The sequence below is a fragment of the Curvivirga sp. genome, from assembly GCF_965219885.1.
GTDB lineage: Bacteria > Pseudomonadota > Alphaproteobacteria > UBA8366 > Aestuariispiraceae > Curvivirga.
The window spans coordinates 604,142-617,422 of record NZ_CBDCOT010000009.1; the positions used below are offsets into that span (position 1 = coordinate 604,142).

Sequence of the window (13,281 nt, forward strand, 5' to 3'; positions counted from 1 at the left end):
AATCCTCAGTTCTGTTTCTGAGAATATCATTGCAATCGAAAAGCCAATTCCTGAATCTGGGATTTAAAACTTTGCCATTTTCCACGCTGAACTTTTCTGGCATCCTGCCATTTCAACGGAATATCTGTGTGGATTTCATCACGCAACTTACGTGCTTCTCGATTCTGCTTGGCAGCGCCATCAAGCCACTTTAACCAGCGTAGATCAGATATCCCATTCACCATGTCGATCAGATTGATATCAATATCTGGATGCTGTAAACACGCAGTTTTACTGGGATACAGCATCTGAACGTCATCTTCACGACCATCAGTTGGATCAAATGGGTCGGCTGTAGGCATACGCCCGTGCCATTGTAGATACCCATCCACGTCAGCACGCCACATGTAGAAACCAGAGCCTAATCTGGTATCTTCCATATTGTAAAACCAGATACGATTTTGAACCTTTTTTAGCTCCATAATTTGAGCAATATCTACTCCAAATCCTGCATTTATGAGTGCTAAATCAACAAACTTTAGATAGTTCCAATCCTTGCGACTATTAAAATGGCCCGCTTTTTTCGCAAAAGGACTCTCATTTTGCAAAAAATCATGTAAATCAGAGATATGCCGTCCTGTGCCAAGATTTGAAGGTTCGTCGGCGATCGACAAATAGAGATCATTAATCAAACCGGTTTGAATTGCCCTTTTGACAGCTGCATGATGACGCTTCATTGGCGTGTAAGCCAAGATATCACGATAACCAAAAGCTATCGCACGATTATAGTCCGCCACGATGTTATCGGAAAATGGTGGGGCGATTGCGGTTAAGCCCAGAGAACTCAGATATTCTAAATCACACCAAATTTGTCGATTTATTTCAGCCTCATCTCTCAGATATAAGGCGGGTTCCAGATATATCCCGATTGATTTAGGAATATCTGGAAGCGCTTGTTCTACAACATGAACTTTCAAGCCACCTAAATCATAAATACCTGTTTTGACATTTTTCAGAATTCTAATCTGATAGATCGATGTCTCAGATTTGCTTACTTGCGTAGAAAAACGTCGTGACTGGCGAACAAGCATTCCGCTATTGGGCTGTGATCTATGAAAAGCTTGCTGCGGGTAATAGGCCTTAACATCAATGCCAGTAACGGAAATCAGTTCCTGATTATCTGAAGGAACAAAGATCGTTTCGCCTGCGAAAACAACTATTTCTTTCACCGCATTAATTTGCCGTTCTTCAACGATATATGGCCATCTTTGATCAAACCATTTTTTACGCTGTTCCTGAACAACTGATGCATAATCAAATCCAAGAGGTTCAAGTATCAATCCAGTTATTGTCGTGGCTTGAAGATTTGATCCTGCCAGTTCCAATTTAAATAGTCCATTGTTCACATTAACTTCAAATTGCCGTAAATCACCCCGCCGCGATCCAAAACTTACCCAAGGTGTTTCCTGATTTGCACGTTGCCCTTGCAGATATCTGCTTCTAATCCATTGATGGTGATTTTGCCTTAACAGATCCACATCTTGCCCATTAATTCGAATACGCCTCTCATAAAGAGGCGGTAATGTTTCCCATCCACCGATATCTTCAGTCCATAAACTTGCCCGCCACAGGCCATTTGATATGGGAATTTCAAGAAGTGTAATCCCTTTCAATCCGTCACGAATAAGGCTATCCCCTCCCTTCCTGATAAAGGGTTGAACATTTATAGATTTAATATGAGACGATTGAGGTCCTAGTCGTTCGAACCCAAGAAATATGGGACTATCTATAGGGCCAAAATCATACGCAAGAACATCACTAGGCGGTTGTATTTCCGTTTTAACTATTGACTCAAAATCCAAGTCAGCAGGACTGAATACCGTGAGAGAGTCTAGTCCATTCAACGCCAAGAACTTACCGTTTGGTGTCTGCAATGCAGATGGCTGCACCCATATTTCAAAAGCGCCCGGTAATACCCACCTCTCTTCGTTTACTCGATCATGATAAGCCGGCTCAGGTTTATCCGTGATTTTTATGACCACGATCTGAGGCGATGATGTAGGGTTATAGCCTTGGATATGATAATAACTTCCCGCTGTTGGACGGTTTTCATCAGTGTAGACTAACTCAAGATCACCGTCTGCAACTGCAGGGAAACTCAACAATAGACAAAAAACAACAATTCGCCACATTAGTTATTCCACTGACGCAGAATGTTATCTAACTTACCTGCTTTGCTTCCCCAACTTTCATTTTTCACGCGCAACGACTGATCGTCAGACGGTTTAATATTCCTTAAAACTGACACAAGATCATCCGATGTTTCAAAAACATTAACAACGTCTCGATAAGGTTCCATAGCGGGATAGCATGTAGTGACAACAGGTGTATTAGACGCAATATATTCCCGAAGCTTAAGAGGATTACACGATCTAATTTGTTCGTTATCCTTGAAGGGAAGTAAGGCTGCCTGCCAATGTTGCACATAGCTTGGCAATTGCGCATGGGGCATAGCGTCTATCAACTGAATATTTTTAAGATTTCTAAAGGCGCTAATATCCGTTTTAATCGGCCCAATGAACATAAAATCCCAATTTGGTAATTTTTTCGCTGTTTCTGCGATCAAATCCACGTCAATCCATTCCGCCAAACTTCCATAAAACCCTGCAATAGGTCGTTTGGTTTGACATTCTGGTGCTGGTTCCACAGGAGACGAAAATAATCCATAATCAACACCATGTGGTATCAGAATTGTTTTCTCCGCGGGGAATTTATCAGCAAGCTTTTGGCTGACCGTGATAATCAAATCAGCGGCCTCACCAAGACGTTTCTCGCATTCAAGAACAGGAGCATGATCAACGCCATCCAATGCGCCGAAATCATCGCCACAATAATAAATCAACGCCTTCTTCTTTAAACCATCAAGGTAGTCAACAGCAGTTGGCAAAGATGTCCAAACGATAGGATCGCTACAATTATGACTTCCTAAAACTTTATAAAGCTGACCTAACAATAATGATTGGTTCAACCTTGTGGCCACGCGATTTCCAGGCCAGGGAAAAACTTTGGGGGCGACGACATCAACAGGTCCATCAACTTTATCTTCGACGGTTTGCTTCCTGAAAATTGCTCGACCTTTGGCAAACAGACGATTGAAGTCCCGAAAGTTGATCTGCGGACGCCGCATACCGATTGAATTAATCCAGAACACCCGGCGATTTTTTGAAAGATGATGTATTAAATGTTGGGTACTGCTTGGGTGACTACCCCAATCTTCCCCAAAAACAATCATATCTGCATTCATTTCTTGAACTCCAATATTTCTGGTTCTGGGTTTTCAGACATTAACGGTTTAATTACTTTTGCAGGACTGCCCCCAGCCAGAACATTAGCAGGTAGAGATTTGGTAACTATACTACCTGCAGCCACGATCGTGCCTTCGCCAATGGTGACGCCCGCCATCACCATCACACCTGTTCCAAGCCAGACATCTTTCTCAAGAATGATGTCCCCGGCCTGATCGTCATAATCTGATAAACCACGTGCGCGCTCATCTGCATTCACCGGATGCCCAGGATAGCCCGCCAGAAAATTACGCCCACCCATTCGTACATTGTCTGACAGTACAACACGTGTACCGACAGCAATTGTTGTTTGCCAACCGATCCCTACATTATGACCAATGATTAACTCGGGGGCGGGATTAGATTTTGTGCGACCTGAAAATGTTGTGGCACCGGAAATTCTGCAATCATCTCCGCATTTTATTTTCAGAGGCCCACTTATATAGGGCAACCCACCATATAGATTAAGTCGCTTTACTGACCCTTCAATTTGGCTTTTGAACATTGGTGTCAAATAGGTTGTTTGTATGAATAGCTCATATAGTGATGCGACCAATCGATGCGCCCTGTAGACAGGTCTATATAGCCCGCAAACGGATTTTGGAATTTCGATCGATTTACGAAATTGGTGTAATCTGCGTATAAAGCGGGCGGCATGGCTATCGCCATGCTTAGCCCATTGCTTAAATGACTGAACATGTATCATTCTACTGTCACCGATTTTGCAAGATTACGTGGTTGATCCACATCTGCTCCCAAGGCAACAGCCGTATAATAAGCCAGAAGTTGCATCGGCAGCGCATATAAAATTGGAACACAAAATTCGTCTACATCTTCAACTGACATATGTGCAAAGTCATCTAACGGTTCAGGACCAACTGTAATCACATTTGCGCCACGGGCTTTAACTTCATAAATGTTCGAGACTGTTTTTTCATGAAGCGCGTCTTTTGGCAGAATTGAAACAACAGGTGTTCCTTCCTCAATCAATGCAATAGGACCATGTTTTAATTCACCGGCCCCAAATCCTTCTGCATGAATATAAGAGATTTCTTTAAGTTTAAGCGCCCCTTCCATCGCAATTGGAAAAGATGTGTTACGTCCAATGAATAAGACATTCTTGGCATCTTTGATTTTTTTTGCGACTTTTTCTGCTTCTGGGGCTGATTTAAGCGCGTTTTGCACCAGATTGGGTAACTGATCCAATTGTTGGGTCAAAACCAAGGCTTGTTTGTGATCCAATTCCCCGCGTTGCTGACCAGCTTTTATGGCTATCTGGGCCAATAAAGTAAGTTGTGTGGTAAACGCCTTTGTGGAGGCCACACCGATTTCTGTACCAGCCATCGTATGGAAAACCAAATCCGATTCCCGCGCAATGGAACTTTCCGGCACATTCACAAGCGAAATAATTTTTTGCGCATGATCTTTGGCATATTTAAGTGCCGCTAATGTGTCTGCCGTTTCACCAGATTGAGAAATAAATAAAGCAGCCCCAGATTTTGATAAACATGGTTCACGATACCGGAATTCAGACGCGATATCTGTTTCAACCGGAAGTTTTGCATATTTTTCAAACCAGTATTTGGCAACAGAAGCTGCATAAAACGAAGTGCCACAAGCAACGATCGTCAAACGTGAAATATCTGCAAAATTAATTGGACAAGCCGCCACTTCCTGAACATTGGATCTAATGGTTTTTTCGATCACCTCTGGTTGTTCATGGATTTCTTTTAACATGAAATGTGCAAAACCACCTTTATCAGTTGCCTTTGTCATTTTGCTACGGGTCAACATTTCACGATATACGTCTTTATTGTTAATATCAGAAATTTGAATTTCTTCACGACCTAATACTGCAATATCGCCTTCCTCTAGATAGGCAATTTGTTTAGCATTTTTAGAGAGAGCAATACCATCTGAAGCTAGATAAGCCCCATGATCCGCTTTACCAATAACTAGAGGACTTCCCTTACGAGCAGCAAAAAGATGATCAGGATCATCACGCATTAAGACACCTAAAGCGTAAGCCCCTTCTAAACGTAAAACGGCCTCTTTTAAAGCAGCTTCCTGACTAAACCCTTTGGCAATATAATGCGTGATCAGATGTGGAATCACTTCTGTATCAGTTTCGCTTTCAAATACATGACCTTCTGCCATTAACTCTTCGCGAATATCGTGAAAATTTTCAATAATACCATTGTGAACAACGGCTACTTCAGAGGTTAGATGCGGATGCGCATTTGCAACGCTTGGCCCACCATGTGTTGCCCATCTTGTATGACCGATGCCAGATGCTCCATCTAAAGGGGATTGGTCCAATAATTCTTCAAGTCGATCCAGCTTTCCTTTCGCACGACGGCGGGAAATCGCCTGATCTTTCAAGATAGCCACACCGGCTGAGTCATAGCCCCGATATTCAACATTATGTAAACCTGTTAAGAGATCGTGAATAACTGTACCGCCGTTAATGGCGCCAACAATACCACACATGGACTTCCTCCTCTTGCAATATTAAACTTTGTTAAACCTTTGCAGAGAGCATGCCCAAAATTTATTCAATATTTTCAATTAGTTAAAATTTAGAAACAAGTGAAATTCTCATTATGCGATACAATTAGCGAAACATGAGTTCAATTTGCTTTTCAATATTTCTTTTGATGCACCAGTTTTTCAGAATAGCGGGAAATAGCCACGCCAAGGGATAGAAGAATATATACAGGCCATGTAAAACCCATAGTCAGAAAAGTCCCTGATACACAAAACCCGATCAGTCCGGCAAAAACCGCATAAGCGACGATATTTGCGACAACTTCATCAGTCTTTTCCAGACGTTGTAAAGTCTTTAACCCATTTCTGATTAGGGTAAATATCAAACTAATGAAGATCATAAAACCGATGAGACCTGTTTCTGCCAAAACACCAAACCAAGTACTATGGACCGCGTGGTTCTTACCATCCCAAAAATCACTATACATATAATAATTAGATAAAAAATTGTTGATCCCAACGCCGCTTATCGGATGTGAAAGCGCCATGCCAATTGCAGCATCCCAAGCATGTAAACGCCCCATGGATGATTCATCGATACCTGCTTCATGGGCACCGCCAGATGCACGGTCACTGATTCCAGCGACAGCAAATAAAATCATCAAACAGATAAGGCCAATGGAAAAGAACAAAGCCTTTGATTTAATCTTGCGATACCCAAAGACAGCCATCACCGACGTAATGCCCAACAGGCCACCACGACTTTGTGTGGCAATGATTGCAGAAATCATAGTTATAAAACAGATAACGCCGAGCATTTTCGTACCCCATCCCGTTCCGGAGGTGAAAACCAAGGCCAGCGCGAATGAAGCCGGAAACAACAAAACCAAAGCCAAGTCATTTGGATCTCCGAGCAATGATCCCAAATCACGACCAATTGTTGCCCGTGTTCCTTCTACAAGCCCAATCCCGTTCATCTTGTTATAAATGGTAACATAACCGACAATCAGACCAGCAATTAAGATGCTATAGAGCATGATCTTAAAGGCGCGTGTATCCTGTGATAACCAAGAAATCGCAAAAACCATAATTGCAATTTTAACATAAGTGCCTGACCAACTGGACATGGCCTCGCCTCTGTTCGTTGCTAAAAACACACCTAAGGTTACCAGTATGAAAAATACACAAAAAATACTGAATTCCGAACGCCAATAAACCTCAATTCTCTTTGTCATTAGATTGAAGGCTAAAGACGCGATCGTTCCCAATGCAAGCATCTGCGGGATGCGCAACGGATAAAGTTGAGGGAAAACTTCATGAATTCTGAAAAAGGAAAAAATAAGGAATCCCAGAACCATCAGAAACGGATAGCGAAGTGCTACAAATATCAAGATAGGTATCAGAGCCAATGCAACCGGAATGGCGGGGTGCGAGATCACATACCACGGTAAAACCAAAAACAAGCTCCCCAGTAAGGCAAAGATCACTTGTGTTGATCTATTATGCAATCCGTGTAGCTTCATGACATCTCACCGGAAGTTTCAAGAATTTCATTAAAACTGCCATCCCACCAAGGACACCAATGGCAATCATTCCCATCACTATCTGAAGATAGATCTCCTCCAGATAATTTAAGGTGACAACCATTGATCCTGTGTAAACTGCTAAAATAACCAGTTTTATAAACGGATAGGGTAAATTTAGTGTATTTTGCGCAACCACAATCGTTGTTCCAAAACGTATACCCAAGGCAATAAAAGTGGCCAAAATCGCGCCTTCAATGCCATATGCAGGAATAAACAAAAAGTAACTGGCAAAGGCGATTAAGGCACATGCGCCATCAATCAATGCCGGAAGTTTTGTTGTTTTTTCAGTATAAATACCAAAACCTAAAGTTTGCGTTAAATTATGTATGGCCGCAAAGGCAACAAGATAGGGCACATATGTTATGGATTGATGATAACTTACAGGGGTTAACCAAGTTATCAGCAATGGTGAAGCGGCACACACGCTCATCACCGCAGCACAAACAACGACAAAAGCAATAGAAGAGAAATGAGCAACTTTCTCCCGCCCGTTTTGCTGCGTTAACATACTAAAGCGTTTAGCTTGCCACCACATATCATAAGGTTGAATTAAAACAGCGGTGATTAATCCGAATTTAGCCGCTAATGCATATTGCGCCATTGCAGCAGTGCCGACAGCATCCGCCAAAATCCAACGGTCAAAACTACCCATAATAAATCCGGCAATACCAGTAAAAATCAAAGGGCCACCATAAGGCCCAAACGCTTTAAAAGCCGCGAAATCAAATTTGATTCCAGTATCTTTTAATTGCAGATACCCCATAAAGGCGCTTAAAGCGACACAAGCCACAAAACCTGCAAAGACAAATCCCGTTACACCAAAACCGAATGCAACCAAAATCGCTGCAAACCCAGCTTGAAATGCTGTACGACCGAGACTACCAGCCAGATACAAGCCTGCTTTGGAACGTAAACGCAACCAAGCCAAGGGTACAAGTATTGTACCAGACAAGGATAAGCTTGTTAAAATAAGACGTGTTTGAATTTCAGTCACATCCCCTGGCAAAATATCCGCGATCGTCGATGCCATCATTTGCGTAATAAGAAAAGAAACAGCGGCAATGATCCAGGATAAACCAAATAGTCGCGCTGCAATTTCTTTGGCTTTGTCCATTTCATTTTCATTACAAAATCTGAATAAAGTATCAGCCAATCCAAGCCCGATTATGATACTTAGGATATCTGCCAGTGTTTGCAGGATATCCAACCGACCATAATCTTCTGGGCTTAGATAGTGGGTGAAAATGGGAATCATCAACAAAGAGATCCCCTTTGCACCCGCTAAGGCCAATGCATAAATTGCAGATTGCTGTAAAGCCGCTGGAAGTTTCTTAAGCAATTGCATTTTCTTTCACCTGATTTTTACGTGCGAAAGCGAATACAAAAATCAAAGCCACCATCCCGGCAATACCACCACCCAAATGAGGGGCAGGTGCCGTCATGATTGTCACATTAGTATCTTGGATAGCTTCAATCGGGTCAGTTCGGATGCGGAAGACTGCATCGTTGAAATCCTCGTCACTTCGATGATCTCGATACAAGTCCTCAAAACCCAGAACAAGTTCTTCTTGATCATAATCGGCAAACATCATCGCCACATGGCGTGAATTGGATGCCACATTATCATAAGTTGCAAGTGCGTCATTCTCTGGATTTAAGAAATCCACAGAATACATGGTCATCGCGTCTTCATTTATACCGCCCCAAGAATAGGCATTTTGCATTAGGAAGAAGCCAACATTGGTACCTGATTCAAATACGATACCATCATCCATGGTAAAATCAGTGCCATCGGCCGTTAGAGTACCATTGCCTAACACAGCCGTATCACCTGCGACCAGAGAGCCTCCTGCCCAACGCTTGGAAGCGTTGTTAAAGATCATTCCGGTGTTTACATCACTTACATTCGATAATTCACCAACAGTAATGATGCCATTGCTATTGGTATCAATATCTCCGAATGTCGTGTTGTCAAAAGATGAGTCAGAAAATGTGAAATAGCCAAGGCTGTTTCTGTAACCTGCACCTTCATCAATAAAAGTCAGGCCAATCTGAGCATCATCAGATAATCGAATGACAGGATCGTAGCTTGGATTGAGGAATTCCATATCCACATTCCGGCTTTCCGGCAATGCGGTTTGAATGCCACTTAACAAGCCATCTTCCAAATCCACATTCTGCAAAGACTCTTGCGCCTGTGCAAAAGATGAAATCAGAAGAAACCCGAGTGCTGTCATCACTATATTTAGGGTTTTTTTCATAATAAACTCCATTTTTGTACAATTTTATAAGCGCAAGTCATATGCCAGAAAAAAGTACCGGTTTTTGGGAGTTTTTGGTTCGCAAAATGAGAATATTCTCAAAATGAGAGTTTAAATTTGCGACCAATCTGTATTTTCGATCAAATTGCAATGACCATATTCTTTAACTGCCAGAACAGAATTTCCATGCCTCTTGGCGGTTAAATTAGCCAACCAGTAAGAAAAGGCTGGAAACTCATCATATACCTGATTATCAAAAATAAACTTAATCTCTGATACTGGCAAATTCAGATAGTGAGCCAAAATACCGGCACCTTCCTCATTTCTTTCCAGAGCAATTACAGCAAGCAAACCCTCACAAAAATGATGATCAAAGATTTGAATGTCAAATTGGCCTCTATTTACCGGTTTGATGGTCTGTCTGTAAGATAAATTTTGCACTTCAAGTGATAAGATAAAGGCTGATTTGTCCTGTTCAGAATGATTAAGCACATACGAGGCAGGATACTTAAGATAAAGAGATATGATAAGGCATAAGCATATAAGATATGGTAGGAATTTAAGATGTTTTTGCATATTTACATCCTCCAATCATAACTAAAAGAACGGTTAACATTAATCCCCATTCAAATATCTGACTGCCAACCCCATCATGATAGTAATAATAAGATTGGGCAGATTGCGTCATAAAGGCCAAACGGAACGCATTTGACGCCAAGGTCATGAACATCACAACACCTAATAACAGCCAACTTCCCCATGTTATTACTCTTTTGAAAAACACATGCATCGTAAGCCATAACAGACTAATAAAGGATAGATTGGCAAAAACCGAACATCCTGTGAGAATTAAAAGAGGTTGTCCAGTTTCACTGATCACAATGTTAGATTCAATAACGGGCTGCTGTCCCATCAAAAGTAAAGCGACATTCGTCATAATCGCATCAAAACCAAGGATATTTCCTGCAAATAACTTCAAACAAATCGCTGTTAGAGGTTCTCTGAGAGAAGCCGCTAGTAATAGAATTGCCGCAAGATTCTTTGGTTGATGGCATACTATCCAAAATGCAACTAGGCTTGCACCGATCCAAGAAAGAGTTGCGCTAGGCACAAGCATCATAAATATCGCTATACAAAAGACCCAAATCGGCGGTAACTCCCTAATCATCCTTAGAGACATAAAAGCGATTAATAGTGAAAACCAGACAATGTAATTGGCCCCAAGACCACCAGCCAATACACCGTTTAGACCAGCTTCCTGAAAATCGCCGATGATTGGTCGAAATACAGCGCTGATAATGCAAGCCCAAAACACCAGAAATATATTTATGTTCAACGGCATATCATCCTCCAATCGTGGAAAAATAAATTTTTTCAATTTGAGGAATGATTGCCTGACAACTGTATTCAGTCTCAATTTTGGATCGTGCGGTATGACCCATAATTTCTTTCTTTTCTTGGTTCATGGATGCCCACTCATCCAGCCTCATTGAAAAGGAAGACAATTGATCTATCGATGCAATCCAACCTTGCTTCGAATTTCTGATGAGTTTGGGTAAATCCCCTGCATCTGATGCCAAAACAGGGATACCATGCGCCATCGCTTCCAAGGCAGCCATGGGCAGACCTTCAAATCTAGAAGGCATGCAAAGCAAATCTATTTGCTGCCAATATGTTGATATGTCAACATGACCAAAGAATGTGACATCTTTTTCATATGTCTGTTGAAGCGCCTCACGCATCGGGCCATCGCCATACATATGGAATGTAAGTTGTGGATTATTTCTTGCCAATTCACAGAAAAGATCAGGTCCCTTCTCTTCTGACAGACGTCCTACAAACGCCACTACATTTCCCTTCCTGGTCGTTCTAACCAACGGTAAAGAAACAAAGTTATTCACATGAACTGCTTTTTTAGGCAATTTAGCTAATATTTTTTCGCTAACAGCAATAGGGTGAGAAAGAAATGCAGTTAACCTGTCTAAGCTGGTATAAAAAGCCATCTTTCCTTTCGTGTCTTCACCTGCATGGAATGTAGAAACAACACGGATTGAATTGAACAAACCAACCAAACGACCCAAAATACCGGCCTTATATCCGTGCGTATGGATAAGTTGTGGACGCATCTTGGAAATATATTTATTCAAAGTTTTAGCGGTTCCATCCAAACTGGAAAACGGTATCTGCTGTGCTTGAAGCTTATCCTTCATAGGATGGTGTCCATAGTTATTCATAAAAACCACGATCACCTGCCAACCTGCTTGCTTCAATCCTCTGCTTAGTTCAACAACATGACTTTCAATACCACCTGTATGACGACTGTCTAACAGTTGACATATGACTTTCTCGTTTCCTTGCATGCTATCTCTCCTCAACAAATTATTTTGATAAACGCAGCAAGATCGTTGCCAGTTTTTTTTCGCAAAATGAGAGTCATTTCTAAATTTGAGAGCGCTCGACATGTAATTAAATTTATCATTATTCAATAATATCATATACTTAATGTTTGGTCAGCAGATTGCACTTCTCTTGTTAGAACTTTAACAGGAGAATAAAATGTCAAAATATCTTGTAACTGGCGGCTGCGGTTTTATTGGATCTCATCTATGTGAGGCACTTTCAGCAGAAGGACATGAAGTAGTCGTTCTAGACAATTTAAGTACAGGTAAGAAATCTAATTTAACCATTGATGTAGACTTACATATTGGTGATGTTGCCAATCATGATGATGTTAAAAAAGCAATGAAAGATGTGGATGGGTGTTTCCATTTAGCTGCTATTGCATCCGTAGAACAATCTTTGAATGATTGGCCCGGCAGCCATCGAATTAATGTTGGCGGTACAGTGAATGTCTTTGATTGCGCAAGAGAAAACAAAACACCTGTTGTTTACGCTTCCTCAGCCGCTATTTATGGAGATAATGCAAACATCCCGCTAAGCGAAACCGATAGACCGCGCCCTTTAAGTGCTTATGGAGCTGACAAATTAGGATGTGAATATCATGCAAAAGTTGCAGGGTTATCACATAACATACCCAGCGCAGGTATGAGATTCTTTAACGTATTCGGCCCTCGACAAGATCCATCTTCACCTTATTCAGGGGTAATTTCTATTTTCATTGATCGCCTAATATCTGGGCAGGAGTTGAAAATTTTTGGTACTGGTCAGCAAGTACGTGATTTCATCTATGTTAAAGATGTCGTTCGGTTTTTGCTTGCTGCCATGGCGAAAACATCCTCAGACGCAGAAGTCTATAATGTATGCACAGGTCAAACGACCAGCATCAACCAATTGGCAATAGTTCTTTCAATGATTGCAAAAAAACCACTATCCATAGAACGCTTACCCCAACGAAATGGTGACATACAAGTTTCTCTCGGAAATGCCGAGAAAGCTTATAAACTACTTGGGATCAAGGCTGAAACCCGATTGTCGGATGCGTTCCAGAAAACTTATGCGTCACACACCCAAGAAAAACTACTAGCGGCGGAGTGAGAGTTATCAGATCAATTCAGGAAGTAGCGGCTATATCGCAAATTAAGAACCACATTGAAGATTCTGAATCTCAAAAATTGGATATTTAATATATAGATTATGGAAGGTTCGTTTTACTAGATCTGGCGG

Annotated in this window: 11 protein-coding genes; 1 reads left to right on the forward strand and 10 read right to left on the reverse strand. The window is 41.5% G+C overall.

Annotated features, from left to right (window positions below):
* Positions 1 to 26: 26 nt before the first annotated feature.
* From ACOQOA_RS08265 to ACOQOA_RS08310, 10 genes are all read right to left on the reverse strand, one after another.
* A complete protein-coding gene (locus tag ACOQOA_RS08265) occupies positions 27 to 2,171 on the reverse strand; it encodes a hypothetical protein (protein WP_420548173.1) in 2,145 nt (714 codons plus the stop codon).
* A complete protein-coding gene (locus tag ACOQOA_RS08270; RefSeq protein WP_420548174.1) occupies positions 2,171 to 3,283 on the reverse strand; it encodes a hypothetical protein in 1,113 nt (370 codons plus the stop codon). Before ACOQOA_RS08270 ends, ACOQOA_RS08265 begins: the two co-directional genes overlap by 1 nt.
* Positions 3,280 to 4,029: an acyltransferase gene (locus ACOQOA_RS08275; RefSeq protein WP_420548175.1), complete on the reverse strand. Its 750-nt coding sequence runs from the start codon at positions 4,027 to 4,029 to the stop codon at positions 3,280 to 3,282. The genes ACOQOA_RS08270 and ACOQOA_RS08275 overlap by 4 nt, the downstream gene beginning before the upstream one ends.
* Complete coding sequence (gene glmS, locus ACOQOA_RS08280) at positions 4,026 to 5,813, reverse strand: glutamine--fructose-6-phosphate transaminase (isomerizing) (RefSeq protein WP_420548176.1); 1,788 nt, start codon at positions 5,811 to 5,813, stop codon at positions 4,026 to 4,028. The genes ACOQOA_RS08275 and glmS overlap by 4 nt, the downstream gene beginning before the upstream one ends.
* A 152-nt stretch (positions 5,814 to 5,965) precedes the next feature.
* On the reverse strand, positions 5,966 to 7,333 hold the full coding sequence (locus tag ACOQOA_RS08285; protein ID WP_420548177.1) for an O-antigen ligase family protein: 1,368 nt from the start codon (positions 7,331 to 7,333) through the stop codon (positions 5,966 to 5,968).
* Positions 7,311 to 8,741 carry a lipopolysaccharide biosynthesis protein gene (locus tag ACOQOA_RS08290; RefSeq protein ID WP_420548178.1) on the reverse strand — a complete coding sequence of 477 codons (1,431 nt, stop codon included), beginning with the start codon at positions 8,739 to 8,741 and terminating at the stop codon, positions 7,311 to 7,313. Before ACOQOA_RS08290 ends, ACOQOA_RS08285 begins: the two co-directional genes overlap by 23 nt.
* On the reverse strand, positions 8,728 to 9,657 hold the full coding sequence (locus ACOQOA_RS08295) for a DUF4114 domain-containing protein (protein ID WP_420548179.1): 930 nt from the start codon (positions 9,655 to 9,657) through the stop codon (positions 8,728 to 8,730). The genes ACOQOA_RS08290 and ACOQOA_RS08295 overlap by 14 nt, the downstream gene beginning before the upstream one ends.
* Positions 9,658 to 9,768: 111 nt before the next feature.
* A complete protein-coding gene (locus ACOQOA_RS08300; protein WP_420548180.1) occupies positions 9,769 to 10,233 on the reverse strand; it encodes a hypothetical protein in 465 nt (154 codons plus the stop codon).
* Positions 10,217 to 10,999 carry a hypothetical protein gene (locus ACOQOA_RS08305; protein ID WP_420548181.1) on the reverse strand — a complete coding sequence of 261 codons (783 nt, stop codon included), beginning with the start codon at positions 10,997 to 10,999 and terminating at the stop codon, positions 10,217 to 10,219. The genes ACOQOA_RS08300 and ACOQOA_RS08305 overlap by 17 nt, the downstream gene beginning before the upstream one ends.
* A 1-nt stretch (position 11,000) precedes the next feature.
* Complete coding sequence (locus ACOQOA_RS08310; protein ID WP_420548182.1) at positions 11,001 to 12,017, reverse strand: glycosyltransferase family 4 protein; 1,017 nt, start codon at positions 12,015 to 12,017, stop codon at positions 11,001 to 11,003.
* Positions 12,018 to 12,213: 196 nt separating this feature from the next.
* On the opposite strand from ACOQOA_RS08310, the gene ACOQOA_RS08315 reads away from it, so the two are divergent.
* Positions 12,214 to 13,152 (forward strand): NAD-dependent epimerase/dehydratase family protein, encoded by a 939-nt coding sequence (locus tag ACOQOA_RS08315; protein WP_420548183.1) that lies wholly within the window; start codon positions 12,214 to 12,216, stop codon positions 13,150 to 13,152.
* Positions 13,153 to 13,281: the final 129 nt, after the last annotated feature.